Origin of the sequence: Microcoleus sp. CAWBG640, from assembly GCF_020883015.1 — a bacterium.
GTDB lineage: Bacteria > Cyanobacteriota > Cyanobacteriia > Cyanobacteriales > Microcoleaceae > Microcoleus > Microcoleus anatoxicus.
Genome location: NZ_JAHRFC010000010.1, coordinates 1 through 24,519 on the forward strand (window position 1 = coordinate 1; position 24,519 = coordinate 24,519).

The window sequence follows — 24,519 nt, forward strand, 5'->3', positions numbered from 1 at the left end:
ACAGTTGGTTTTGTTTCCACAGTTGGCGTTACAGCTACCGGTGGTTTTGTCTCCACAGTTGGTTTTGTTTCGACAGTTGGCGTTACAGCTACCGGTGGTTTTGTTTCCACAGTTGGTGTTACAGCTACCGGTGGTTTTGTCTCCACAGTTGGCGTTACAGCTACCGGTGGTTTTATGTCTGTCGGCAGTTTAGATTTGACATAATCGATCAATTTTTTGCCACCATCAAGCTTAGTCCAATCTTTCTTTGGATCGATAACTTTCTCTATTGCCGCTGCTTTTCCCGTCGCACCAGTCAAATTGAAAACCAAATCGTTGTAATCTTTATCCGAACCTTCGTCAACCCGCTGATCTTCCATCGCAAATGCCTTACCATTGCCAGTGACATCTGCTACTTGACCCTCTAACAAAGCATCATCTGGATTCAGGCTAGATAAGGAAAACAGTGGCCGTTTATCGCCATCAGCATCGGGATTATTAAAGACATCTTGCACAGTCCCATTTGGCATCAACATCACCGCAAAAGGCTCTCCCGGTTTCATCAGAAATGTTTTCGGACCGCTGTACTGTCCTTGGTTATAATTCGCCTCTCCTAAACTGCCGTTAAATAGGGGATTTGCACCTTCTATGGAGTCAGAAATTACGACGTGTCCGAATAAAGAATTGCTCAGAGCTCGTCTTGCTGATTCTTTGATGAATTCCTCAGAACCAGGATCGAAATTCTCCATTCCCTGCACGCTAAAAATCGCAACTTCACCTTGATAATTGCCGCCGTCGTGCAGCCAGTCAAAGCCCACTTGACCCGTTGAATCTGGTGTGAAATAACCGGAGATAACGCCTAAGCCTGTCAGCGGGTCAACTTTGCCGTCTGGTGTTAAACTCACTTGATAATTGGTATCACGGGAAGGTGCAGAAATTTTGAGTGCATAATTGGTTGCACCCAAATTATCGATGCTAAATGTTCCTGAATTTGTGTCGTTAGTTTCGATGTCTTTGACGACTTTTCCCTGACTGTCTAGGAGTTGCATCCCGATAATGGAACTAAATCCTTCAGCAGTGACTCGAAAGTTGCCGGGATTGAGTCGATTAAAACGATAGGTGTCTGTGGGGTCAGTTTTACCGGCGAAGTCGATGGAGATATAGTTGTCGCCCAGATTGCCGATCGATATATTAGACATGATGCACCTCTACTAATCTGATAACTTTGGCCTGATATTTATCTATCTGGAGTGCGTCGGAGTTTTTATGCAGTTTTTATGCGTTTTGCAATATAACTTCACACAGGGTGTGGGTCAAACTCGCTGAACTTTCCGCCGCTACTTATTTATCTGGAGTGCGTCGGAGTTTTTATGCAGTTTTTATGCGTTTTGTAATACAACTTCACATAAAGTATGAGTTCAACTCGCATCAACTTCCGCCGCTACTTATCTATCTGGAGTGCGCCGGAGTTTTTATGCAGTTTTTATGCGTTTTGCAATATTACTTCACAAAGAATATGCGATCGCTAGCAATAATCTCAGCGGTTGAAACCGCGTCTACAAAAACAAAGTCCGCCTGCGCGGACTAATAAATAAGTAATTTTGCCTAGTTGAGTAGAATTCCTACTTCCCCTTACCCTTCCCCAAAAACTCCCGCAGCCGCAACAAACTAGCCGTTTGTCCCAAATTCAGCGGCAGCAGCGACACTCCCTCCAACCGAGACTGCACCCAACCTTCGCCCCAATACCACTCGTGAAATCCGTCAATTCCCTGACTCAATAGCAGCCGCAGACAATTTGACTCAGCAATATCAACGTGGTGCTGAACAGCCACCGGGCCCAGCCAACTTGTAAATGTCAAACCTTGAGTAAATTCTTCTGGCAAACCTTTAGATAACTGTTGCGGCCACAGCCACTGCTGCAATTGAGCTGGACGCAGTAAGCTATCCCGAATCGCTGTTTCCGAAGCTTCAAGCTCAATCCGCAGGTTGCTTTGCTGAAAATTACCTAGCATAAGAAAAATTTTAGATATAAGTGCAAGTAATTTAAATGTAACTGATTGCATTGGTTCTCAGTTCCACCATTCGTGTGAAGTAGGGGCGGGTTTTACCAACCATCTCTAACTCTCACCAACAATTAAAATAAACCCGCCCCACCCCACTAAAAATCCCCAATTGACATTATTGGTGCAACATCTCAGCCGGGGCGGGTTTATGAGATTGTTAGTTTTAGCCGCTGATGGTTGGTAAAACCCGCCCCTACGACTTTTTGACAATAGCTCGATCGCACATCACAGTCCATTCCTCTTCCAAATCACTGAAAAATTTAATAAATTACCTCAAATATATCCCCCAAAACACAATTTTCGTATCGAACTGTTAAGCTCTGTTGCATTTCATTGAAATCTACCCTCCGTAACCCCACCGCATCGAAAGTCCGTGATACCATCACACATGAATAATGCCTATAGAAAAAAACTGGGGAGAAAAACTTTGACACTAAGGGTTGCAGTAGTAGGTTCAGGCCCTGCGGGTTCTTCCGCCGCCGAAACACTCGTAAAAGCAGGCATCGAAACATACCTATTCGAGCGCAAATTAGACTACGCCAAACCCTGTGGTGGCGCAATTCCCCTGTGCATGGTGCAGGAATTTGACTTGCCGCAAAGCATTATAGACCGCCAAGTCAGAAAAATGAAAATGATTTCTCCCTCCAACGTCGAGGTGGATATCAATATTGAAAACGCCCACGAATACATCGGTATGTGCCGCCGGGAAGTGCTCGATGGCTTCCTGCGCGATCGCGCCGCTTCCTTGGGTGCCAAACTGATTAATGGCACTGTTCATAAATTAGAGATTCCCGCCAACAATACAGACCCCTACACACTCCACTATGCCGACCACTCCAACGGCAGTGCCATGGGAGTTCAGAAAACTCTGAAGGTGGATTTGGTGATTGGGGCTGACGGTGCTAACTCCCGCGTAGCCAAGGCGATCGATGCTGGTGATTACAATTATGCGATCGCCTTCCAAGAACGCATCCGCCTGCCGGAAGATAAAATGGCTTACTACCACGACTTAGCCGAAATGTACGTTGGCGATGACGTCTCTACCGACTTCTACGCTTGGGTATTCCCTAAATACGACCACGTAGCCGTCGGTACCGGCACGATGAAAGTCAATCAAGCCAGCATCAAAAAGCTCCAAGCAGGAGTTCGCGCCCGCGCTGCCAAAAGACTCATGGGCGGTGAGATTATTAAAGTGGAAGCTCACCCGATCCCAGAACATCCACGTCCTCGCCGGGTTGTGGGCCGAGTTGCTCTCGTCGGTGATGCCGCCGGTTATGTTACCAAATCTTCGGGTGAAGGTATCTATTTTGCTGCGAAGTCTGGCCGGATGTGCGCTGAAACTATTGTGGAAATTTCCAATAAAGGCGCGCGTATTCCTACGGAACAGGAAATCAAGCTTTATTTGAAGCGGTGGGATAAAGCTTACGGGATTACTTACAAGGTGCTTGACATTTTGCAACGGGTGTTCTACCGTTCTGATGCTACTCGCGAAGCTTTTGTGGAAATGTGTGCCGATCGCGATGTGCAGAAACTCACATTCGATAGCTATTTGTATAAGACAGTAGTGCCGGCAAATCCTTTCATTCAAATGAAGATTACTGCGAAAACTATTGGTAGTTTGTTGCGCGGTAATGCTTTGGCGCCTTAACTAATCTAACTCACTTTGTATAAAAAAGCGGGCAGTCACCAGGCTGTTCGCTTTTTTTTAGAGCGAAGATTAACGAACCGCGAAGGCGCGTTCGGCGAAGCCGTTCCCGTAGGGTAGGGCGCGAAGGAAGAGGAGTGGATCGTTACGTTAAGTAAGTCCACCTAATTAAATGCAAGATCCAAATCGCTCAAAAGCTTACTGGCTTGCTATTCTTCCTTCTTCATTCCCCCCTTGGGGGGGGCAGGGGGGGTTCTTCTTCCTTCTTTCTTCTACTTAATATAGGCGAGTGTTTCAAGGGGGTCTAGCGGTATTGGCAGATTTTGCAAATTAGGAAAAATTTTTTACCAATTCTATTGAGAATTATTAGCATTTGCGTTATGCTCTAAAAAGACGCACCTCAGAGTCCCGACTTCTGGGTGAGAGCGCCGATCCGCTACTGAATCAATCAGATTCCGTAGTCCGAAAACTGCCCTAAATGCTTCCTGAAAGAGCCGGAAATCTCCAGAAGGCAGAAAGAAAGCGGCTATGCTGACAGCGAAGTTTTTCAGGAAGGGCTTTGGACAATTCTTAATTTTTTGCTAAATCTAGCTTTTAACTTGTGTCTGATGTCACTCAGGGACGATGCTTAATGCAAAAAATTAGTGTTGTCTAAATTTAGGAATAGAGTTAACCATTGAGGAATAATCATGTATACGTCTTACAAGCAAGTTTCAGAGTTTAGCTTAGAGGGAGAAATACTGAATCTGATTATTGAAGATGGTGACAAATTAAAGTATTTGCGAATTGGTAGCGATCGCGGAGTAGAATTTCTGGTGAAACTTTGCAAGGAATTGCGGGCTTCTGTATCTATGGTTTTAAAGCCCGGATTGAGAGTTGAAGTGGCTGGACAGAAACAGCAAAACTTGAAAAATGGCAAAGTTAAGCTCAAAGCTTATAGCCTGAAACTTTCAGACAGCAAGCATCATCCCTCGCAGCCAGAGGTAGACACCAAGCATACATCTGTTGGGATTCTGATACCCGATCGCGCGATCGACTCTCCCACATCCTCTCCAACCACGCCAACTCCGGCAAAAATCTCAGGCAAAATATTAGTATGTCAAAAATCTGACTGCCAGAAGCGCGGCAGTGGTGCAGTATGTAAAGCTCTGGAAAATGCTTTGAATTGTAGCGGTTTAGCCGGAGAAGTTATTGTGCAAAAAACCGGATGTCTCAAACAGTGCAAAGCCGGACCGAATATAGTTGTGATGCCAGACAAAACTCGCTACAGTCGCATCAAACCTGCGGAAATTCCAGCCATCCTTGATAAACATTTTGCAGTTGTTAAAGATTAGGGCGATCGCAGATCGCAACAGGTGCATCTGTGTTTTGCAAATATATTCGTATGGGCTATAGCATCACCGCAGACAACTTATTAGTAATAACCAGAGATTTACAGCGGTCATGCTTCGCCTATGCAAAATCGGGATGCTCCCCAGAGAATCTATTAAGGTTAACACTCCCCCACTTAAAGGTACGGGGATTCTTGAATCTACGACGTACCTTGATAAACTAGATGTGAGACTCTGTGAATATTGGGATAAAGCCATGTCAGAAGCTGATCTTCGAGCCAATCAGCAACAACCGCATTCTGCTGTCCAATCCGATGCCGAACCCTTAGAGCTAGATTCTTTAGCTGTGTGGGGTTTAGAGCCGATCGACCCCACTCCAAAAGATCCTGGGGCTGTAGTTGTAGACACGCCAGAAACAGACTGGGAAACAGTCGATTTTCCCAACGCCATCAGTGTAGATGCAATTCCCACAACATCTGAAGCCAAAAATTTGCCATCTCAGACAGAAGTTCCCTTGACTGATATACCTCCGATTTCCGATCATCTCAAAAATCTGCTGGCCAATAGCGAACATAAGGGCAAAGGATCGACTCCTGTCACCTTGATGCAAGCCCTGCATGAATGTAACCGCGATCTCTTAGGGCGAATCTCCCAGCTAGAAACAGCCCTCCAAGAGTCCCAAACAAAGTTGCAGGATCGCGAAGCCTTGCTCGAAAAGCAGAATGCCGAACTCCAAAACACTCAAGCACAATTGACCAGGCTGTTTGCTAAATTGGAAGTTTCTAATCAAACTTTGCAAAGTCAAGAAATTTTAGTCGAAAACTTAACTAACCAATTAGCAACTAGCCAAACTAGGCTAGCCACAGTGGAGCGAGAATCTGCTGCGACAGTGATGCGCTACAACGAACAACTTCACCAGCTAGTAACTACAGAAAATGTTTGCAAGGAATTGCGATCGCGCTTGCACCGTCAGCAGCGCCACACCCTGCAATTCAAAGCAGCTTTAGAAAAAAGTTTGGAGATGCCACACCCTAAGTCGATCGCCCCTACCGAGCCGGTGGAAAATCCACAGGATACAGCTAGCGCCCAATTGGAATCCTTACTCGCCGCCGTCAAAAGCCAAAACGTCCCGGTGCCACCCATATTTAACACTTCCCCTGTTCAACCTTGGTCCGATCCATGGGAAGCCCAGCCAGAGGTAGGGACTTCTGAAGCGCCCATCGGCCCGGAATCTACGGTAAGTCAGGAATCCAACACATTAGCCTCCGCATCCGGCATTGAGTTACACGAGAACGAAAACTTCTCGCAACCAGATGCAGCAACAGAGTCCAGCCCAAGCATTGTCGAGGCTCCAAAGTCGGTTGCTCAAACGGAAACAGAAAATGGTACTGCCAAATATAGCAGCCCGGAATTGGTGCGGGCTGCTAAAATTTTGAACTCTGTGGAAACCTTTGGCATTCAAGAAGTGCGATCGAGCGCAGCCCAACCTATAGCTGTTGCAGAACCCCACTGGTTGACTTCGATTACCAGTCCGCTGGGCCCTGCTAAAAAGCGTCGATCGCTGGCTGACATTGAATTACCCAGTTTTCGATAGTTTAACTAAAAACAGAGAATCCCTAGAGTCCCGACTCCTTGGAAAAGTTAGGACTCTCACTGGCTTCTGGCTTCTTGCTTTCTCCCTTTTCCCATACCGTAGGTGAGATCGTAGCTAGTAACCAACAGCCACAACCAAACAGCGGGATACCGTGGTTCCAGCCAAGGCTGTATCCTGCGGGCGAATTGGGGGAGCCATCCAAACAGCCAACTCGCCACAGCCAGCAAAGTGAAGTTGAAGTAGCTCCCCAGCCAACGCCAAATATCCCCGACACTCACAAAATCCAAAATCCACAGCAGCAGAGAAGGGTTTTTTCGAGCAGCTTTCAGGGCCAAACGATTGAAAGTTAACCAATCCGTCCGGTCTTTAATAAAAGTTTCGGCTACGGTGAGTTCTTCTTCGGTTAAAATACCGAAAAAGGTATTGAGAATGGAATTAATTCTTTGGGGTGGCAAACTGCGACCCGTGGGAACCATCATCCCTTTAGAAAACAGCCAAGTCACTGACACATTGCTCTGATAAGCACGAATTTGGTTTAAGTGCTTGGCACTCAATAAATTGTGTTTTAAAGCTGTATCTAATAGGTCTGTTAAGCGGAAAAGATTGCGAACCAGAGAGCCGAAACCAGTGAAAACCAGGGGAGATTGCAGGGAAGCTGCATCGCCGATCGAGATTAGTCGATCGAAGGCCACGGCGCGATCGCTACTGTTGGTACTAAAATGCCCAGGAATATAACCAAAAGTCGGTTTTTTCCACACCAATCGATCGAGATCGCAGCGACGATACTCAGGCAAAATTGTAAAAAAATCCTCGTACAATTCCAGCAAAGAACCTGGATTTTGTGGATTGACTTGGTGGTAGTGAAACAGATAAACAGTCAGTTCTCCTCCAGCACCGGGAAACAACTCCCAAATGAGCTGGCGGCCGCGGGAAATATCCCCGTGAGTGTAGAGCACATCCCCGTATTCGGAATCCCAAACTGCCTGGTCAAATCCTCCCTCGATGGCTGCTCCCACCGTGGGACAAACACTGTCAAAAGCCCGCCCTTCGTTCAATTGCCAAGCTATGGGAGAAGCCGAACCCATCGCATCCACCAGTAGCCTTCCTTCGGCGGTGCGATCGGACTTTGTGGGCAAGTGGCAGCCCTGAACTACTACTTTTTCTCCTTCAACATCGGCTCTGATAAACTCAGTTTCGTCCCAGATTTCCCCGCCAGCTTCGGTCAATTTAACTCCTGCTAAATACAGCAATTTTTCGCCATCTAAAGCTACATTTAGTACCTTGGGAGTATGTAAAACTGGTGCTTGAGCAAAGGTCGGATTGTTAGCATCAAAAAACTTGTTATAGCCATCCTTATATTCTCTGGAAATCAAGGTTTCCACTTCCGCAGCAGTAAATAAACCCAAGTCAATTAAACTTTGAATTTCGTCCCGCGAAATATTCCACTCGCGATTCATCCGCCCAAAAGGCATTCGTTCCACCAACAGTACCCGGTAGCCCAATCTAGCCATGACGGCGGCGTGAATCACTCCCAAGGCCCCGCCGATATAAATTAAGTCATAAACAGAAGACTCAGAATCCTGCACTGGAATTGTCTCTTGTCCATTCTCCCCTGTTTTTACCCTGACCGAAGTAGAAGAGCCTTCTTCCTTCAAAAACACTACTTGTTTTGGCTGTTGAGGATTGCGAGTGCCTTCCCGCCAGCGCTGCTCCCACCAGTAGACGCGCTGGAGGTCGTATTCGCCTTTGGGCATTTTTTGGAAGTATTTAACGGTGAGGGGGTAATAGGGGGCAAGAGCTTCAAAAATAGACTGTTTGGAGAGGTCTATGACTGGGGGTTCTGGGTATAGATCGGGAAACTTTTTTCTCAAGCCCAAATTCAGCGATTCCAGGAATTTTTTTTCCCCAGGGGGTGCATCTTCCAAACGAAACACTTTTAAATAAGTGGTGCGTTGAACTGACCACACAAAGGTGGAAAGTTCTGTGGATTGATGATTTTGGCTGAGTGTTTTGGTGGTGGCAACGGTGGATTTTGGATTGGCAATTTGGGGGATGGAGTCTTTGGCCGCGGTGGCTGTTGAGGTCCAAAGCAGGCGAAAACCGTCAGGAGTAATCACTTTTTGTCCGATGCCGGGATCGAATTCCTGTTGCAACCAAGTGCATACGGCCGCCGTATCCGGTGTCGGGACTTCTAGATAAAGAATTTCTTGCATTTTCCGATCTCTATAAATTCATAAAGCAGGGGGAGTTGACAAGGGAGCAAAGTGCGCTATACTCCCGAATACTTATTTAGTTTTAAATAAGTTTACAGTGTTCTCAGATTTTTAGGTTTTCGATCGCTCTCGGTGTGGCCTGGGCATCGAATCAACTACTCCCTTCGGTATGCAATCTCATGAATTATCCCATTCCTACGAATCCTCAAGAAATGATTGCTTTGCGACAGCAGCCGCTGAATGAAGAATTAGTGGCAACGGCGATCGCGGGTGTGGTAAAAATAGCTCGATCGCGCTCTCAGTCTCTCGATGAGTTAAAGGCTGAGTTGTTGGCGGACGACCATCTCCTCGATTTGCCTCAAAGGCTATGGCTGAGCGATATTGTGGCTCAAGCTTGGGAAAATTTGCCTTAAACCAGATAAATCCACCTAATTCAACTTAACGCAATTCGACTTCTCGCTTCACTTGCGTTAAAACTCGATCGCCCCGCATTAAGCGATATTCACCCCGCCAAACTCCGGGAGTCAGAGGAGAATTAGGACTGTTTCTTTTGCCGACAAAACCCAACCAAGTGCGACTGGGGGCTTTGATTTCGTTGGTGGTGTTGACAATGGTTTGGCCATTGGGAGCAAATAATTGGTATTGTTCGCGATCGCCTTTTAGCACTCCATAACTATGCACCCAAAATAACAAAGCAGAGCTATTTAGAGGTAGTTTGGTTTCGGAAAATTGTCCTTGCCAAAGAGCGTTCTGGTCCGGTGGTTTGCCCGCAAAACCGGCGCGAATTAAACCTGTAGGAGTATAGTCCACAGCCCGATCCCAAATTGGATTTCTGGCAATATTGCAGCCCAATTTAGCATCGGGACCCACAAACGGATCTACAGCTTTACCTTGATAGCGAAAAGTGATGTGTACGTGGGGAAAAGACGCCATCCCAGAGTTTCCCACCATCCCCAGCACAGCGCCTTTGGCAACTTGCGCCCCTGGTTTGACGGCCACACTACCTTGGCGGAGATGGCAATATTGCGCTTCCCAACCGCCACCGTGATCGATTACCATGCCGTTGCCACATTCACTACCTGCAACGTTGGTTTTGTCTGTATCGTTCTCTAAACGTTTATCTACCACACCGTCTCGCACCCGCAAAACTTTGCCGGCGGCGGAGGCGATAACTGGGACTCCTTTTGCCATTGCTTTGGCGTCGGGAATGCCGAAGTCCGTACCATCGTGGCCGTTGTAGGTTTGGCGTCCGCACCCAAAATCAACGGCGGCTGGGCTCGGATCGCGATCGAAATACTGCAAAATAAAGCAATCTTTGCCCAGGGTACAGTCGATGGGTTGACCAAATTGTGGGATGTTGGGCTTTTGGGCCACTGCCGTCGAGACTAGATTTTGGGCTATGCTGTTGGCTGTGACTAGGGATGTATTGACTGGGTTTTGAGAACCACAGCTAGAGATAGTTGTCAACCCCAAAGCCAGGAAAATTGCCGAAATCTGTTTGTTTGAGAGTAAAGTCATTGGCCGATGGTTGCTAAAAGCTGAGGTGGGTAGTCCCAAAAAATCAATTAATTGTTCAAAATATAGTGAATCGAGAATATAGACGGTCGATCGGGTATTTTCGTTTCCTAGATTTGGTGTATTATTGTCTGTCTGGGATTAGTGATTTTTAATTAATTAAATGAATGCGCTCTAGAATTCGATCGCTCATTTCAATCATTCGGTTGGCCGGACTTGCTATCGCCACTTTGGCGCTGTGGGGATTTGCCACCCTCGCCAAGGAAGTTCTGGAAAAAGAAACTTATGCTTTCGATACCTCTATTTTACTCACTCTGAAGGAATTGCACACTCCACTGCGCGATCGAATCATGATCGGCTTTACATTTTTGGGGGAACCGAATTTGTTACTAGCGCTGTGTGTGAGTTTGGTGATTATTTTGTGGACTCAGAAACATCGCTCCGAAGCCACAACTATTGCGCTGGCTGGTGTGGGAGCGGTGGGTTTAAACCTAGTGTTAAAAAAAGTTTTTGCTCGCGCTCGGCCTCAACTTTGGGAGCGCGCAGTTGACGTTAGGTTTTACAGTTTTCCTAGCGGACACGCGATGGTTTCAATGGTTATTTATGGTTTGCTAGGATATTTTTTGGGTTCCCGCTTTCCGAAACAGCGCTGGTGGATTTACATTTTAACAATTTTATTAGTTGCGGTTATTGGTTTGAGTCGGCTTTATCTAGGAGTTCACTGGCCCACGGATATTATTGCGGGGTATACGGCTGGTTTGGTGTGGCTGATAGCCTGCATTATGAGTCTGGAAGTATGGAAACAATCTCGCTCATCATTTCCTGAGTCTAAAGAAGAATTTTTATCCCCCAATGCTTCTCAAGAAATGACCGATGAGCAATCACCTATAACTCATAACAAATAACTAATAACCAACCATTTGCTTTTGAGTTAAATACATCGCAATCCCTTTTTCATAGTAAGCAGCTTCGTTAATAAACACTGGATATACCGTCGATATACCTTCGTATAAAATCTCATCGCCGTCAAAGGTCAAAAACATCGGATCGCCTGGATTCAGCGGTTGATAATCTCTGAATTGCAGTCGAGGATGAATCATTGCCAGAATTTCTCCCAACTCATTTCTGGGATAGTCGATAGTCTGAATTTTTTGATAAAGGGCGAGGGGTTTTTTGGCGGGAGGGATTTTTCCCTGATTATATAGTTCTACATAGTCTAAAATTGTGCCAATAATCTCCTCAGTTTGCTGAAATAAACTGCCATCCAATATCCCTTGAGCCACCGGACCAACTTCCAGGGTAAATCCTAACGGGGAAATCGATCGCAACACAGAGCTATCTTGATTGTGCTTTCCCGAAACCAGTACCTTAATGTTGGGAGCAACAGATGTTAAATGAGCAGTTAACTCCAGATTAAATGGATGCTGGCTATCCAAAATAAATGTGATACCCATGTTGGCGGTGGTATTGTGCAAATCGATAATTAAATCAGGATTATCCGTATTGTTTGAGCCCAACATTTGGTAGATTTCTTTGGCTCGTAGTGCTTCGTAAGTCGAGAGATGATAATTTTCTAAATCCTTTCGTAAAAAACAACGATTGAGGTCGATATCGATGTAACGTTTGCCAATTTTGCACGCTTTGGGATTGGCTAGCATGGCAACAGTTTGGAAATTAGAGCGCGCTATTAAATTGGGCGATCGCTCAAATTTATTCACTAGGTAAATTCCTGTGAGTTCGTTGCCGTGGGTCCCTCCAATCACTGCAACACGGTTAATTTTTTTCATAAACAAGTAGCTTCCTTTCTCAACTGCCACTCTTGGGCTGCAAGTAATTTCGATTAAAATGAAGAAGGTCTTAATCTCTATATTAACTTACCTTGTAGTATATGTCCAATATTTTGTTAATCACATGGAGGTTATGGTGTGGGAGAACACAAAACCGTCTTTTCAATTTTACTTGATTAATGCTTCAATAACAAGCCGATTTAGACCCTGTGAAGATTTTGCAGGAATCTAGGATGGTGGCATTACGCGAAAATCATTCCTTTATTTGCCACTCCCACAACTGCTACAGATTTGCAGCTAACTGGATGTCAAACATACAGTTCCGGTCTCGTACAGTTATTCTACGATGTTGTAGGATAGAGGTGATGCCCTAGCATAGAGACTAAATCGTGAAATGTGTTGCCTTTGTCCTTTTATTAATATTATTTTTCTGGGTCGCGCTGCCAGCTAAGGCATCTGTATGCCGCAATTACAACGGACAGCAGATTTGTATTATCGATCTCAAACGCAGCGCCAAAAACTATTGGGAATACAGGGCTATTTTGAGTATTGATGGAGTGAAAAAGCCTAGGGAAATTTACAACTGTCGTAGTCGCAGCACTGTTAAAAAAGATGGTAAACTTGTGCCGTTTTGCCAAAAAGATCCTGGTCAAATGATATGCAGTTTTTTTCACAACCAATAGACACATAGGGACGGACAAACCTGTTTTTTTGAGATCTGTTTTAGTGCTATTTGTGGCGTTCTAGTTTTTTAATAAACCTCAGAACGAACAGCGATAGTAAAGCGCCTATTAAGGCAAGTTCCCACAAGCCACAGCCTGCCGCAGTCCCCAAAGCTGCGGACACCCAAATAGCGGCCGCAGAGGTGAGTCCGTGAACTTCTACTTCGCCTATTTCCTGTTTAGATTGTCGCAGGATTTCTCCCCCTCCCAAAAAGCCAACCCCGGCGGCAATACCTTGAATTACACGCTCTATGGCATCTCGTACATTTTCATTTTTACCAAGTGCCAAGGGGATTAAAACAAACAGTGCAGAACCCATACTTACTAACATATGTGTTCTCAAGCCGGCTGGTTTGTGTCGGAGTTGACGTTCCCACCCAATAATTCCACCCACTAATAAGGCTAGGCATAACCTGAATAGTATGCCTAGCCAACTTTCGGGAGATAATAAATTTGCGATCGACAATGTTTTACGACTAAAAACTGCTAGGATAACATCAATCTAAATTGCTTTTTTGGGCTGCCCAGAAGCCCACCCCACAATAAATTAGAAAGACTTTGATTTTAGCGCAAGACGATATCCGATCGCAATCTGATTCCCAAATCTGTTTCCGGGCGAATCACAATCACATCCACACTGCGTCGCCCGAACAATACCCCCGCTAAAGCACCGATCCCAGCACCACCCAATACTTCTTCAGTGGCGATGGCTTTGTCGCCGGTAATCCCAGCCAGGGCGGCGGCTGCGGCTGCGCCCAATGCTGCACCTTGGGCGAGGGAACCTCCGTTAGCACCTTTTTGAACTTTTTCGGTTCTGGTAATAATGCCAGAATTTCCATCAATCCGATAGCGTTGACGGCGGCTAACAATTAGTTCTGTAGCCACAAATTGAGTACCCTTTTGATTACCCCTTCTAGCAGGTTGCAGTTGACCGACAATTTCACTACCTGCGGGGATTAAAACTCTACCTTGAGCCGTGCGGATGTCTCGTGCTACTCTTAAAGTTAAAGGTGCGGTTTCATCGGGTGTTACCACAATTTTATCTTTTTCATAGCTCACTGGAATTACACTGCCTGCTGGAATTCTGATACTACTATCCAATTGGGAGTATCTTTGGGCGGTGGCGGGAGTAGCTACCACCAGTGGGACACTGGTTCCTAGGGTAATTCCTAGGGCGAGGATGGCTGCTGTTGTCGATCGCAATGTTTGAGAAGTAATCATATAAATTGTGTCCTTGCTTCGGTTTTGCTTTACTTGGTAACGCACAACTGCTAAACTTTTTCTGATTTTCCGTTCCTTTGATAGTTTAATGATGACAGGTGGGAATTCCTCAAGTTGGGAAGATAAGGTAGATAATCAAAAGTTTTAAAAATTCCCAAAATTGATCTAGTCAGGAAATTTTAGAAGTTTGGGAAGATAAGGAAGATACACTCCACACTCAAAATTCAATTGTTAAGAGCATTTAAGGCTAACAAGCCGGCACCAAAAGCTGGTTCGTGTCGGGGTGCAATTACTTGGGCGTTAGGGGCGATCGCACTTATAGCAGTTTCAAACCGACTCTGGCAATTTCCCACGCCACCCCACACACCTCCGATCAGCACAATTTCAAATTCTTCTGTTTGGTTAAACAGCCCTGAAATTGCTGTTTTTGTTGCTAAAACTAATTCCGCCACTGCACTATCCATAATGCCCTCAGCTATACGATCGCCCTCTGTGGCAGCGCGATCGACAATGGGTGCTAAAGCAGCAATTTCCTTCACTCCCCAACCGCGTCGGTAAACGACTTCTACCAAGTCTTCCAGATTTTTTAGACCTAAATGTATTTGAAAATTCTCTGCAAGTGTGGTATAAATTTGCCGTCCATCGTAGAATCTCAAAGCAGCTTGCAAACCCTGAATGGCGATGTTGTAGGCGCTACCTTCATCCCCTAAAATATATCCCCAACCCCCGACTCGTTTAGTTTTTCCCAGGCGGTTTTGTCCGAAAACAATCGATCCTGTACCGGAAATAACGGCGAGGCCGACTGGATGGCCCGTACCGCCTACGAGTGCGATCGCGCTATCGCTGGAAATTATAATATTTTTCGGCCCGAAAGACCGGGTAACGGGTAAATTAGGAGTCAACTGCAAGTTCTGTACTAAAAATTGCACGATTTCCTGGTCTTTGGGACGTCCGACTCCTGCTAATCCCAGAGAAATTGCTTCTATGTTGAGACGGCTATCGGGGTTGATATTAGCGGAAATTACAGCTTGTTCGATCGCCAATTGAATCGATTGTTTGGCTGACTCAATTCCCAGTGTTTGATAATTTGATGGCCCTGCTTCGCCGCGTCCCAAAACCACCTGATTTTCATCCATCAACAGACAAATAGTCTTAGTACCACCGCCATCTATGCCAAATACGTAACTCATGCCAAAATTCTCCCTCAAGCGGGCAAAAAAAACACTCGAATTTGAATCGAAACATAATATTATAACATTTTTTTTAGTGGCTCTTAAAATACATAATTCAAATTTGCTAATTGTATAATTTCTGGTGTACAGTTAATTTGGAAAAAATTGCTAAATATTCCCATAATTTCGGGCAAAAATCATGAAAGTCGGCGTATTCAGTACCAAATCCTACGATCGCACATTTCTGGAAGCAGCCAATGTCGATGACCAACACGACTTAGTTTTTTTTGAACCCCGCCTCAGTATGGAAACAAGCGTTTTGGCGACGGGATTGCCGGCTATCTGCGCCTTCGTCAACGACCAATTAGATGCCAAAACACTAAGTGCGATCGCCCAAACAGGTGTCCGCTTAATCGCCCTGAGATCCGCCGGCTTCAATCACGTTGATTTAGCAGCAGCCCGCGACTTAGAACTCACCGTCGTCAGAGTACCCGCCTATTCTCCCTTTTCCGTCGCCGAACACGCCGTCGCCCTGATTTTATCCCTCAACCGCAAAATCCACCGCGCCTACAACCGCGTCCGGGAAAACAATTTCGCCCTAGAAGGGCTGTTGGGCTTCGATCTTCACGGACGAACTGTCGGAATCGTTGGTACTGGGAAAATTGGCGCACTTACCGCCAAAATTCTGCACGGATTTGGATGTCGCCTCACAGGATACGATGTTTCCCAAAACCCGGATTGTCTAGGGATGGGGATGGAATATCTCTCGCTTCCAGAACTATTTGCTACTTCCGATATCGTCAGTCTCCATTGTCCCCTGCTACCAGAAACCTACCACCTGATCGACGCAGCAGCCGTCAATCAGATGAAAGAAGGGGTGATGCTGGTTAATACCAGTCGCGGTCAGTTGATTGACACCAAAGCCGTAACTCAAGGACTGAAGTCTGGTAAAATAGGATACTTGGGCTTAGATGTTTACGAACAAGAGACCGACTTGTTTTTTGATGATTTGTCAAATCAAGTAATTCAAGACGACATATTCCAGCGTCTGTTAACTTTCCCCAACGTCTTAATTACCGGTCATCAAGCTTTTTTCACTGAGGAAGCTTTGAGAAATATTGCTACCACAACAATCAGCAATATCACTGATTTTGCACAAGGACGCCCTTGTCCCAATCAAATCAGCCTCGATCGGGTAAAAAAATAAGATCCCCATTGCTTACAATCAGATTAACTCGTTACTTTCAGCCGTACAGGATGGACTTCTCCCACAGAAACCGAGTTGCTGTGTCAGTCCTTTTTACTTGCAATTTGTGAAACTTTGCTGTACTAATTACCGGATAATTAGACGACAGCAATTCTCAGGTTGCAATACAACTTAACAAGTGAGGAAAGTATCAAATGACACAAGATAATTTTGCCGAGGAAACAAAAACAATCACTGAAGTCACCAAAATCGACATGGTAATTGAGAAACCAGGTGCGATCACGAAAATCGAAACCCCAGAGACCACCGCAGGACAGTTCCAAGATATTAAAGACCAAGTTTTGACTATTTTGTCAGAACTGCCAGTCTATATATCCAATTTTTTCGCCGAATATCAAAAGCCGATCGTCACCGTGGGTTTAATTTTGACAGGTGCCGTAAGTGTCAAAGTAACCCTGGCTGTACTCAATGCTTTGAATGAGCTGCCTTTGGTAGCCCCAACTTTTGAATTGATCGGCATTGGATATGCAGGTTGGTTTGTTTACCGCTATTTGCTCAAAGCTTCCGATCGCCAAGAATTGCTAGCAGAAATAGAATCTTTAAAAGAACAAGTTATCGGCAAAGATTCTTAAAGGGAGTAGTTATTGGTTAGTGGTTAGTGGTTAGTTGTAACAACAAATAACCAATAACCAATGACAAATAACCAACAACAAATAACCAATAACTATTGTCAATTTGGATGGCAAATTTGTTGCAAAGTAGCGGTAAAACCTGGGTAGGAAATAGCCGCAGCTTCGGCTCGATGAATATTAGTAGTACCCCTGGCATTCAGGGCTGCGATCGCTAAACTCATCGCGATTCTATGGTCTGTGTAACTATCAACATCAGCGCCGGTTAAAGAAGTTCCTCCGGTAATTTCTAAACCGTCGGGTAACTCGGTAATTTGAGCACCCATGCGGTTGAGTTCCGCAGCAGTCACAGCTAGCCGATCGCTCTCTTTGACTCGCAACTCGGCCGCATCCCGAATGATGGTTGTACCAGATGCAAAAGTTGCCGCTACTGCCAAAATCGGAATTTCGTCAATCAGTCGGGGAATTAAGTCACCAGCAATGGTGCATCCCCGCAACTGGGCGGAACTCTTCACCAAAATATCGGCTACCGGTTCCCCAGCCGCCACCCGCTGATTTTGCAGTTCAATGTGAGCTCCCATCATTTCTAAAGCTTCCAAAATGCCTGTACGAGTTGGGTTGACACCGACATTTTCCACTACTAACTCGGAACCAGGGACGATCGCCCCAGCAACTAACCAAAAAGCCGCCGAACTGATATCTCCTGGTACAATTACTTTCTGCCCTTGGAGTTGGGCAGAACCTGTTACTGTAACGCTGCAAGTTTCAGGATCTACCGTTAATTTGGCTCCAAAAGCTTGCAACATCCGTTCGCTATGATCTCGTGACAAAGCCGGTTCAGTAACAGTAGTTTCTCCCTCCGCCATCAAACCGGCCAGTAGAATACAAGATTTAACTTGAGCCGAGGCGATGGGGGAATGGTAGTGAATCCCTTTTAATTGCTGTCCAAGTACCGCTAAAGGTGCTAGAGAATTATTTCGTCGCCCCCAAATTTGTGCTCCCATTTGTTGCAGCGGTTTAATGACACGGGACATGGGGCGCGATCGCAGGGAACTGTCCCCCGTCACCGCAAAAAAACGCCCTGGATGAGAGGCTAAAATCCCCAACATCAACCGCATCGTCGTGCCAGAATTACCCGCATCCAAGACTTCCACAGGCTCCTCTAATGCGCCAATTCCCACACCCTCGACTGTGACCAACTCCGTGTTTAGTTCCGAAACTTTCGCTCCCAGGAGTGAGAAACATTTAGCTGTGCTCCGGGGGTCTTCTCCCAGCAGCAAGCCCTGAATAGTTGTTTCACCGTGGGCGATCGCACCCAACATCAAAGCTCGGTGAGAAATTGATTTATCGCCAGGAATCCGAATCCGACCTTGTAGCGACCAGCCAGAGGCGGGTTTTTGAATGCTTAAAGTTTGACTTTCACCGGTTTGGGTAGTGGTTATAATGGCAGCTTGCATTGAGATAAACTGTGATGAGATGGCGTTAGTTATCCTAGCGTTTTCCTAGTCAATAGTCAGTAATGTACACAAAAAAACCAAATATTACGAAAAGTTTACAATTTTTATCCGTGTATTTACGTAAACTTACAAACTGTTAACTTTTGAACGACGATCGACAACAATTGGAGATTTGCGATCGGCCATGTTACATTTTTGATGTATGAGACAAAATCTTCTGGCTTCTATCCTTTGATCTTCCATCACAAATTCTAGATTTTTTATTATTATGCTGACGCATCACCGCAAGCCTGTAAGTCTATCACTGATCTCCACAGATTTACCCCTATGGTCAGTCGTTGAAACTGCTGGTACACTGTATCAAAAAGACACCGATCGCTTTCACTTGTTGTTGCACGAACCAGCCATAGTCGATCGCACATTTGCCGATGGCTCGAACGAACCAGTCTCTATCTTACCAACTACTACAAAACCCCGGTTGCTGTGGCTAGAAGTTTCTCCCTATCGAGTAGTGATGACTATGCAAGGAAACGGCAAATACAGTTACCGTCACTGCTGGGAGCGAGGGATGTACGGCCTGAGTCGTTATTGGCTTCAGGGAGAATCCCTAGTAACTCCTGAACAGTTACGGCTTCGCAACTTCACCCGCCAATTAATTCTCACAGGAAAGCCGGAACCGGAACACCTGAGATTAGAATACGAACTCTGGTCGGAAAAAGTGCAACTAGGTCGATATATTTTGAATTTAGAAATCCATCATTGAGTTTTGCTCTTACAGTAATTAATCAGTTTCTCAGTCACAGCATCTTGAGCGGCTGCGGCATCATTCGCCTGATGTCCAGCTTTGATAATATCTGCTTGAGCTTTTCGGATTTGCTCTCGACCTTCTATACTTGTAGAAGCACGATTTCCTGCCTCAAGAGCTTTGCCTATGTCTCCAATTGCTTGACCCATTTGCCGGAACGATTTAACTGACTGATTCTGAAATTCTTTGAGGTTGGTGTCTGTCAGTGACACAGACTCTAATTCTTTCGATGTCTGGTTTAAGTCTTTAGCTAAGTTCTTGGTAGTCCCTGTATCGTTGCTGTCTTTTTTAGTTTCAATCAGTGCGTTGCCTTTAGTGACAATTTCTGTCAATTTAGTACACTCGACAACTCGGTCGTCTTTTTGGCAACTAACAGTTAACAAACAGCAAGCAGCAACGAGCAGAATGATAGCAATTTGTTTTGGTAAAAAGTACATTAATCCTCACTACGTCCCTATTTAGGAACTATGGTAAAAAACAGCAATAACCTACAGAAAGGTAACATTTGGGGATATCTTACCCTACTTTTGCCTATTTCCTTAACGGCGGTTGCCAGTTTTGAGTCGGGAGGGATGTTTTGGACGATCGCCACCGCCGCGGGTATGGGCTGGGCTTACAAGCTCTACCAGCAGCAACAAAAACATAAACTGGCTCATTTAGACTCAGTTTTCTACCGATTAATCAAGGAAAATCAAGGGCGAGTCACTGCTTTGGATTTGGCGATGAATGCCAAACTCCCTGGAGCCAAAGTTCAAGAGTATCTAGACGAGCGCGCCTCTGAGTTTGGAGCAGATTTTGAAGTGACTGAGCAAGGCGGAATCTTGTATTATTTCCAAGTAGCTCCTACTGGGAATCTAGCCGAAACAACTCCTGGGGAAATAGGAGAAATTCCTGTCAAAGCAGCAGAAACAAATCCGCAAAAAGTCTCAATGAAAAGTCCTGATTTATTCCCAATTTCCCCCAAAAAAGCCACTACCAATCCCAAAATATCTTTTACCCAGACGGAACTATCCCGCAGATTTAAAGTTCACGCTAGCACCATCGGTAAGTGGAAACTTAAGCCAGAGTTTCCCCAGTGGAGCAGCGAAAAAGACCCAGAGGCGATCGCCTGGGAATATTCTATCAAAAATAAGCGCTTTTCTCCCAAAGATTAAGTGGACGGGGAGGGTAGGCACGCACCATCCACTACCCCTACAAAACGATGATTTGTCACCAGAATGAAACAGCCCTGCCCCCAAGGGGGGAAAAAAGGGGGATTTCAAGAAGCTTCCAGTCCCCCCCTTCTTAAGGGGGGCTAGGGGGGATCGAGATATGTGCAGCCTCATAAAAAATTGGTATAAATCTCAAATTTAAAATCTCAAATCCATTGACCTTTTTGGGTTATGTTGAGTAAAATCAGATTATTTGTACTTCTCTTTTTTCCTAGCTCCTATGTCACAACCAACCTTGCGAGTAGTCGCACGCCTCGTCGCCTTTCCCGAAAAAGTAGCCGAACTTAAATCCCTGTTACTGAGCATTATGGAGCCAACTCGCCAAGAACCGGGCTGCATCAAATACGAACTGCTGCAAAATCAGGCAGACCCCACCGATTTTACCTTTGTTGAAGAGTGGGAAAGCTCCGATTTACTGGAACTACATCTGGCTTCAAATCACATTCAAGAGGCTGTCATGAAATTAGAAGGTTTAGCAGTTGCACCGCCAGATATCCGTCGCTATGAATTGCTAGCTTGAGCGACTGTTGAAATCTAATTTATTCCTGTTAGTAACCCATTTTTTTCCTCCTACTTCCCCTGGAGCCGGGGAAGAGTATAGTTGAATTTACCTGGTCTTAAAAAGATGACAACACCAACCATAAAACAATTATTTACTTACCCCATTAAAGGTCTGACACCGCAACCAATGTCTGACTTGGACTTAACATCAGGACACGGCATTAAGGGCGATCGAGCTTTTGCCTTAATCTTTGCAGATTATATTGAAACTGAAAAAAACCTCACCGAAAATTTGCCGTGGATGAGTAAAAAACATTTTGCTGTCCAAAACGATTGGCCAGCTTTAGCAGCCCTATCCTGTCAGTATGAACCCGAAACAGCAGTTTTAACAGTTAAGCATCAAGGAGTTGAAGTATTAACAGCAGCAACAAATACAGCAACGGGGCGCGATCGCATTAGCAGCTTTTTTACCGAATATCTAGCCACCATTGAACCCACAAAGGAAGCCAGACACCCGCAACGCTCACCTTTGTATTTAGCAGGAAATAGCAGTGGCGAAACTCGCTATCCTGACAGAGAACCCGTACATATTTCTTTACTCAGTCAAGCAACACTAGACCAATTAACAGCAAGGGCAGGTAGCCACATTGATGTAGGCCGATTTCGCCCGAATATTGTCTTAGAAGGTATGGCACCTTGGTCAGAATTTGAGTTAATCGGTCAACAGTTTCAACTAGGTAACGCACTAATTGAAGTTACAGCACGAATCGGTCGCTGTGTCAATATAGAAGTGAATCCAGAAACGGGCGATCGGGATATGGCGTTACTCAGTTTACTGCAACAAGAATTCGGTCACGCACAAACTGGTGTGTTAGCCAAAGTGATTAACAGCGGTCATGTTAAACTCGCCGATATTTTGAGTGCTGTTTAATGAATGTGGTGCTATGAAATTACCTTCAGAATTGTTGAGTTTGAATTATTGCTGGAGGGAGTGCATGAGGATTGATTCAACATTCTAAACGACTCGATTGACGATCGTCCAAACATCGCCGTCCGATCGCACATAAGGAACAGAAATACTTTTAAAACCTGTAATAAAAGGCTTGTAATATACCTGCCAATAGCTGGGGCTGATTTTGTCGGCGATCGCCTTAAGCCCTTTCACCTCCTGCGCCAATTCCGCAGCCAATTCATTAATGCGTTCAGCATGAGTGCGAGCGAGATTTCTACCCTCTGCCACTTGCTGTTCCATCGGACTTAATTTTCGCACCTGAACCGAGTGGTTTTCCATGTGACTCAATTGAGAAGACAAAGCGGCGATCGCATCATCTATCCCCTTGATTTCTGCCGACACTTGTGCTGTTTCCCTCGCGTGACGGCGGTAAGCATCGGCGATAGCTTGAGGGGAATCACCTACTGGGGCGATCGCGGCAATACTAATCTGCTGGCGCTCCCGTCGTAGCGTTTCAATTTGAGAGCAAATTGCCTCTATGTCTGCCTGAAGTTTATCCACCTAACTACCATATTTTTTGAGTATTTTAGCATTTTAACCTAAGCCAGAGCAAGACTGGATATCAGGTACCAGATTGATTGAAGCAGTCCGATACCTAGATATTCTGTGGTTTGACGTTGGCATCAACCAACAGCAACAATACTGCTGTGAAAAATACGTTCGATCGCATCCTCCACCACCTTATCCGGTGTCGAAGCACCAGAAGTCACACCCACCACAATCTTACCCTCCGGCAACCAGCCTTCAGCGATCGCTAAATCAGCCCCCAAAGGCTTGTGTTCGATCCGATTGCCTGGTAGAATGCGTTCTGCTGAATCAATGTGATAAGACGGAATAGTGCGATCGACAGCAATTTCCTGCAAGTGAGTCGTATTAGAAGAATTAAAACCCCCAATGACCACCATCAAATCCAACTTTTCCTCAACCAAACTCAACATAGCATCTTGGCGTTCTTGAGTAGCATCACAAATAGTATTAAAACTTAAAAAATGGTCGTTCAACTTATCCGGCCCAAACTTACGCATCATAGTCTTTTCAAACAACTTACCAATCTGCTCCGTCTCTGTTTTGAGCATAGTAGTTTGGTTAGCAATACCAACCCGTGCTAAATCCACATCCGGGTCAAAACCAGCCGAATAAGCCTTGCTAAACTTCGCCAAAAACTCATGGCGATCGCCACCATTAATGATATAATCGCTGACATATTCAGCTTGCTCCAAATTCAGCACAATCAAATATTTATCAGCAAAAGAACTCGTAGCCACAGTTTCTTCATGCTTGTACTGACCGTGAATAATCGAAGTATAATCCTTCTTTTTGTGCTTCTCAACAGTATTCCAAACCTTAGAAACCCAAGGACAAGTTGTATCAACAATCTTGCAGCCCTTATCATTAAGCAACTGCATTTCTTGAACGCTAGCCCCAAAAGCCGGTAAAATTACCACATCACCACTATCCACCACCGAAAAATCCTTTTCACCTGAATTAACAGCAATAAAACCAACTGCCATATCCCGCAAATGTTGATTCACAGAAGGATTATGAATAATCTCATTAGTAATCCAAATCCGTTCTGTAGGGAAATGTTGACGAGTTTCGTAAGCAATAGCTACAGCGCGTTCCACACCCCAGCAAAAACCAAAAGCCTCGGCCAACCGAATAGTGACATCGCCGCGTTCCAGCCTGTAATTATTGTCCCGAATTTCCTGAATCAGACTGCTTTGATAAGCCGTTTGCATCACCTGCGTAACCTCAGCTTCATGACCAAAACCCTTACGGTGGTAATTTTCCGACTGTTGTAGCGATCGCTTAAAAGCTTTAGTATCCATGGTGTGTCTATTTCAAATTAAGGTTAATTACCTTTAATTTTAGAACGGGTGGGGTGCGATCGGGACGATCGGCCGATCGAAGCGAAGAAGCGATATGATATTTGTGCGATCGACACATTGAGAGGAAAGAAGGAATGAACCACGAAGACGCTCATGACGCGAAGGAAGAAGAAAGAAGAATTAGACAACTGGGCGAACAGGTAGAACAGTTAGCCTATAGAGCGATTGGAGCGGCGATTGAGGTGCATCGGCTGACGGGGCCAGGATTTTTAGAGTCAGTGTACCAGGAATCCTTAGAAATTGAATTTCGGATACGGGGGATACCTTGTCAACCTAAAAAGCCAGTAGCAATAACCTACAAAGGTTATCCAGTAGGCAAAGGTCAATTAGACTTTCTGGTTGGGGATATCCTAATTGTCGAACTAAAAGCTGTCGAAAAGCTAACTCCCATCCATGAAGCCCAAGTTATCTCCTATCTTAAAATGACCAAAAACAGCCTAGGCCTTCTGATCAACTTCAACGTTCCGATCCTCAAAGAAGGCATCAAACGAATAATTCTCACATCTTAACCCTTCCTCCTCTTCCTTCTTCGCGCTCTTCGCGTCTTCGCGGTTCGTTAAAAAAAA

Annotated in this window: 24 protein-coding genes; 12 read left to right on the forward strand and 12 right to left on the reverse strand. The window is 45.3% G+C overall.

The annotated features are described in order from the left end of the window. The coding region (locus tag AAFP11_RS07465; RefSeq protein ID WP_341736466.1) for a DUF4114 domain-containing protein at positions 1–1,178 on the reverse strand (1,178 nt) is incomplete at its 3' end. A 423-nt stretch (positions 1,179–1,601) separates the two neighbouring features. Next, positions 1,602–1,991, reverse strand: a complete 390-nt coding sequence (locus AAFP11_RS07470) for a hypothetical protein (RefSeq protein WP_341736467.1) — start codon at positions 1,989–1,991, stop codon at positions 1,602–1,604. Positions 1,992–2,469: 478 nt separating this feature from the next. Between AAFP11_RS07470 and chlP the strand changes: the two genes are divergently transcribed. The 3 genes from chlP (at position 2,470) to AAFP11_RS07485 (ending at position 6,612) form a co-directional block, all read left to right on the forward strand. After that, positions 2,470–3,690: a geranylgeranyl reductase gene (gene chlP, locus AAFP11_RS07475; protein WP_341736468.1), complete on the forward strand. Its 1,221-nt coding sequence runs from the start codon at positions 2,470–2,472 to the stop codon at positions 3,688–3,690. Positions 3,691–4,376: 686 nt separating this feature from the next. Then, positions 4,377–5,021, forward strand: coding sequence for a (2Fe-2S) ferredoxin domain-containing protein (locus tag AAFP11_RS07480; protein ID WP_341736469.1), 645 nt, complete (start codon positions 4,377–4,379; stop codon positions 5,019–5,021). Between the two features lie 253 nt (positions 5,022–5,274). Next, positions 5,275–6,612, forward strand: coding sequence for a hypothetical protein (locus AAFP11_RS07485; RefSeq protein WP_341736470.1), 1,338 nt, complete (start codon positions 5,275–5,277; stop codon positions 6,610–6,612). Between the two features lie 56 nt (positions 6,613–6,668). Here AAFP11_RS07485 and AAFP11_RS07490 read toward each other — a convergent pair whose 3' ends face one another. Beyond that, positions 6,669–8,825: a flavin-dependent dehydrogenase gene (locus AAFP11_RS07490; RefSeq protein ID WP_341736471.1), complete on the reverse strand. Its 2,157-nt coding sequence runs from the start codon at positions 8,823–8,825 to the stop codon at positions 6,669–6,671. A 179-nt stretch (positions 8,826–9,004) separates the two neighbouring features. Here AAFP11_RS07490 and AAFP11_RS07495 point away from each other — a divergent pair, with 179 nt between their 5' ends. Further along, positions 9,005–9,238, forward strand: a complete 234-nt coding sequence (locus tag AAFP11_RS07495) for a hypothetical protein (protein WP_341736472.1) — start codon at positions 9,005–9,007, stop codon at positions 9,236–9,238. Positions 9,239–9,263: 25 nt separating this feature from the next. Here AAFP11_RS07495 and AAFP11_RS07500 read toward each other — a convergent pair whose 3' ends face one another. Next, on the reverse strand, positions 9,264–10,343 hold the full coding sequence (locus AAFP11_RS07500) for a M23 family metallopeptidase (RefSeq protein ID WP_341736473.1): 1,080 nt from the start codon (positions 10,341–10,343) through the stop codon (positions 9,264–9,266). A 164-nt stretch (positions 10,344–10,507) separates the two neighbouring features. On the opposite strand from AAFP11_RS07500, the gene AAFP11_RS07505 reads away from it, so the two are divergent. Further along, positions 10,508–11,245: a phosphatase PAP2 family protein gene (locus tag AAFP11_RS07505; protein WP_341736474.1), complete on the forward strand. Its 738-nt coding sequence runs from the start codon at positions 10,508–10,510 to the stop codon at positions 11,243–11,245. Here AAFP11_RS07505 and AAFP11_RS07510 read toward each other — a convergent pair whose 3' ends face one another. From AAFP11_RS07510 to AAFP11_RS07525, 4 genes are all read right to left on the reverse strand, one after another. Further along, positions 11,246–12,127 (reverse strand): aspartoacylase, encoded by an 882-nt coding sequence (locus AAFP11_RS07510; protein WP_341736475.1) that lies wholly within the window; start codon positions 12,125–12,127, stop codon positions 11,246–11,248. A 729-nt stretch (positions 12,128–12,856) separates the two neighbouring features. Next, entirely contained in the window at positions 12,857–13,315 is a 459-nt protein-coding gene (locus AAFP11_RS07515) for an MgtC/SapB family protein (protein WP_341736476.1), read from the reverse strand. A gap of 98 nt (positions 13,316–13,413) precedes the next feature. Then, positions 13,414–14,070: a hypothetical protein gene (locus AAFP11_RS07520; RefSeq protein WP_341736477.1), complete on the reverse strand. Its 657-nt coding sequence runs from the start codon at positions 14,068–14,070 to the stop codon at positions 13,414–13,416. Between the two features lie 224 nt (positions 14,071–14,294). Continuing rightward, positions 14,295–15,260, reverse strand: coding sequence for a BadF/BadG/BcrA/BcrD ATPase family protein (locus AAFP11_RS07525; RefSeq protein WP_341736478.1), 966 nt, complete (start codon positions 15,258–15,260; stop codon positions 14,295–14,297). 181 nt (positions 15,261–15,441) lie between these two features. Here AAFP11_RS07525 and AAFP11_RS07530 point away from each other — a divergent pair, with 181 nt between their 5' ends. Both AAFP11_RS07530 and AAFP11_RS07535 read left to right on the forward strand, forming a co-directional pair. Next, a complete protein-coding gene (locus tag AAFP11_RS07530; RefSeq protein ID WP_341736479.1) occupies positions 15,442–16,449 on the forward strand; it encodes a 2-hydroxyacid dehydrogenase in 1,008 nt (335 codons plus the stop codon). A 194-nt stretch (positions 16,450–16,643) separates the two neighbouring features. After that, complete coding sequence (locus AAFP11_RS07535) at positions 16,644–17,081, forward strand: CAAD domain-containing protein (protein ID WP_341736480.1); 438 nt, start codon at positions 16,644–16,646, stop codon at positions 17,079–17,081. Positions 17,082–17,179: 98 nt separating this feature from the next. On the opposite strand, the gene aroA is transcribed toward AAFP11_RS07535, so the two are convergent. Further along, positions 17,180–18,535 (reverse strand): 3-phosphoshikimate 1-carboxyvinyltransferase, encoded by a 1,356-nt coding sequence (gene aroA / locus AAFP11_RS07540; protein WP_341736481.1) that lies wholly within the window; start codon positions 18,533–18,535, stop codon positions 17,180–17,182. A gap of 268 nt (positions 18,536–18,803) precedes the next feature. On the opposite strand from aroA, the gene AAFP11_RS07545 reads away from it, so the two are divergent. After that, positions 18,804–19,298 (forward strand): hypothetical protein, encoded by a 495-nt coding sequence (locus AAFP11_RS07545; protein WP_341736482.1) that lies wholly within the window; start codon positions 18,804–18,806, stop codon positions 19,296–19,298. Here the strand turns inward: AAFP11_RS07545 and AAFP11_RS07550 are convergent. Then, positions 19,292–19,777, reverse strand: a complete 486-nt coding sequence (locus AAFP11_RS07550; protein WP_341736483.1) for a hypothetical protein — start codon at positions 19,775–19,777, stop codon at positions 19,292–19,294. The genes AAFP11_RS07545 and AAFP11_RS07550 overlap by 7 nt on opposite strands. A 30-nt stretch (positions 19,778–19,807) precedes the next feature. On the opposite strand from AAFP11_RS07550, the gene AAFP11_RS07555 reads away from it, so the two are divergent. The 3 genes from AAFP11_RS07555 (at position 19,808) to AAFP11_RS07565 (ending at position 21,983) form a co-directional block, all read left to right on the forward strand. After that, positions 19,808–20,494, forward strand: a complete 687-nt coding sequence (locus AAFP11_RS07555) for a hypothetical protein (protein ID WP_341736484.1) — start codon at positions 19,808–19,810, stop codon at positions 20,492–20,494. Between the two features lie 277 nt (positions 20,495–20,771). Then, positions 20,772–21,071 (forward strand): putative quinol monooxygenase, encoded by a 300-nt coding sequence (locus AAFP11_RS07560; RefSeq protein ID WP_341736485.1) that lies wholly within the window; start codon positions 20,772–20,774, stop codon positions 21,069–21,071. A 105-nt stretch (positions 21,072–21,176) separates the two neighbouring features. Further along, positions 21,177–21,983, forward strand: coding sequence for an MOSC domain-containing protein (locus tag AAFP11_RS07565; protein ID WP_341736486.1), 807 nt, complete (start codon positions 21,177–21,179; stop codon positions 21,981–21,983). An 84-nt stretch (positions 21,984–22,067) separates the two neighbouring features. Here AAFP11_RS07565 and AAFP11_RS07570 read toward each other — a convergent pair whose 3' ends face one another. Next, positions 22,068–22,565: a hypothetical protein gene (locus AAFP11_RS07570; RefSeq protein ID WP_341736487.1), complete on the reverse strand. Its 498-nt coding sequence runs from the start codon at positions 22,563–22,565 to the stop codon at positions 22,068–22,070. Positions 22,566–22,687: 122 nt separating this feature from the next. Beyond that, complete coding sequence (locus AAFP11_RS07575; RefSeq protein WP_341736488.1) at positions 22,688–23,893, reverse strand: 4-hydroxy-3-methylbut-2-enyl diphosphate reductase; 1,206 nt, start codon at positions 23,891–23,893, stop codon at positions 22,688–22,690. A 134-nt stretch (positions 23,894–24,027) separates the two neighbouring features. Here AAFP11_RS07575 and AAFP11_RS07580 point away from each other — a divergent pair, with 134 nt between their 5' ends. Then, positions 24,028–24,462 (forward strand): GxxExxY protein, encoded by a 435-nt coding sequence (locus AAFP11_RS07580; RefSeq protein WP_341736489.1) that lies wholly within the window; start codon positions 24,028–24,030, stop codon positions 24,460–24,462. Positions 24,463–24,519 lie beyond the last annotated feature (57 nt).

Excerpts from the sequence above, each read along its gene's own strand:
- AAFP11_RS07555 (WP_341736484.1), top strand. The coding sequence starts at position 19,808 with ATGGTAAAAAACAGCAATAACCTACAGAAAGGTAACATTTGGGGATAT.
- AAFP11_RS07535 (WP_341736480.1), top strand. The coding sequence starts at position 16,644 with ATGACACAAGATAATTTTGCCGAGGAAACAAAAACAATCACTGAAGTC.
- AAFP11_RS07490 (WP_341736471.1), bottom strand. The coding sequence starts at position 8,825 with ATGCAAGAAATTCTTTATCTAGAAGTCCCGACACCGGATACGGCGGCC.
- AAFP11_RS07530 (WP_341736479.1), top strand. The coding sequence starts at position 15,442 with ATGAAAGTCGGCGTATTCAGTACCAAATCCTACGATCGCACATTTCTG.
- AAFP11_RS07470 (WP_341736467.1), bottom strand. The coding sequence starts at position 1,991 with ATGCTAGGTAATTTTCAGCAAAGCAACCTGCGGATTGAGCTTGAAGCT.
- AAFP11_RS07580 (WP_341736489.1), top strand. The coding sequence starts at position 24,028 with ATGAACCACGAAGACGCTCATGACGCGAAGGAAGAAGAAAGAAGAATT.
- AAFP11_RS07510 (WP_341736475.1), bottom strand. The coding sequence starts at position 12,127 with ATGAAAAAAATTAACCGTGTTGCAGTGATTGGAGGGACCCACGGCAAC.
- AAFP11_RS07505 (WP_341736474.1), top strand. The coding sequence starts at position 10,508 with ATGCGCTCTAGAATTCGATCGCTCATTTCAATCATTCGGTTGGCCGGA.
- AAFP11_RS07575 (WP_341736488.1), bottom strand. The coding sequence starts at position 23,893 with ATGGATACTAAAGCTTTTAAGCGATCGCTACAACAGTCGGAAAATTAC.
- AAFP11_RS07480 (WP_341736469.1), top strand. The coding sequence starts at position 4,377 with ATGTATACGTCTTACAAGCAAGTTTCAGAGTTTAGCTTAGAGGGAGAA.
- AAFP11_RS07495 (WP_341736472.1), top strand. The coding sequence starts at position 9,005 with ATGAATTATCCCATTCCTACGAATCCTCAAGAAATGATTGCTTTGCGA.
- AAFP11_RS07565 (WP_341736486.1), top strand. The coding sequence starts at position 21,177 with ATGACAACACCAACCATAAAACAATTATTTACTTACCCCATTAAAGGT.
- AAFP11_RS07485 (WP_341736470.1), top strand. The coding sequence starts at position 5,275 with ATGTCAGAAGCTGATCTTCGAGCCAATCAGCAACAACCGCATTCTGCT.
- AAFP11_RS07520 (WP_341736477.1), bottom strand. The coding sequence starts at position 14,070 with ATGATTACTTCTCAAACATTGCGATCGACAACAGCAGCCATCCTCGCC.
- AAFP11_RS07550 (WP_341736483.1), bottom strand. The coding sequence starts at position 19,777 with ATGTACTTTTTACCAAAACAAATTGCTATCATTCTGCTCGTTGCTGCT.
- AAFP11_RS07500 (WP_341736473.1), bottom strand. The coding sequence starts at position 10,343 with ATGACTTTACTCTCAAACAAACAGATTTCGGCAATTTTCCTGGCTTTG.
- AAFP11_RS07560 (WP_341736485.1), top strand. The coding sequence starts at position 20,772 with ATGTCACAACCAACCTTGCGAGTAGTCGCACGCCTCGTCGCCTTTCCC.
- aroA (WP_341736481.1), bottom strand. The coding sequence starts at position 18,535 with ATGCAAGCTGCCATTATAACCACTACCCAAACCGGTGAAAGTCAAACT.
- AAFP11_RS07525 (WP_341736478.1), bottom strand. The coding sequence starts at position 15,260 with ATGAGTTACGTATTTGGCATAGATGGCGGTGGTACTAAGACTATTTGT.
- AAFP11_RS07545 (WP_341736482.1), top strand. The coding sequence starts at position 18,804 with ATGCTGACGCATCACCGCAAGCCTGTAAGTCTATCACTGATCTCCACA.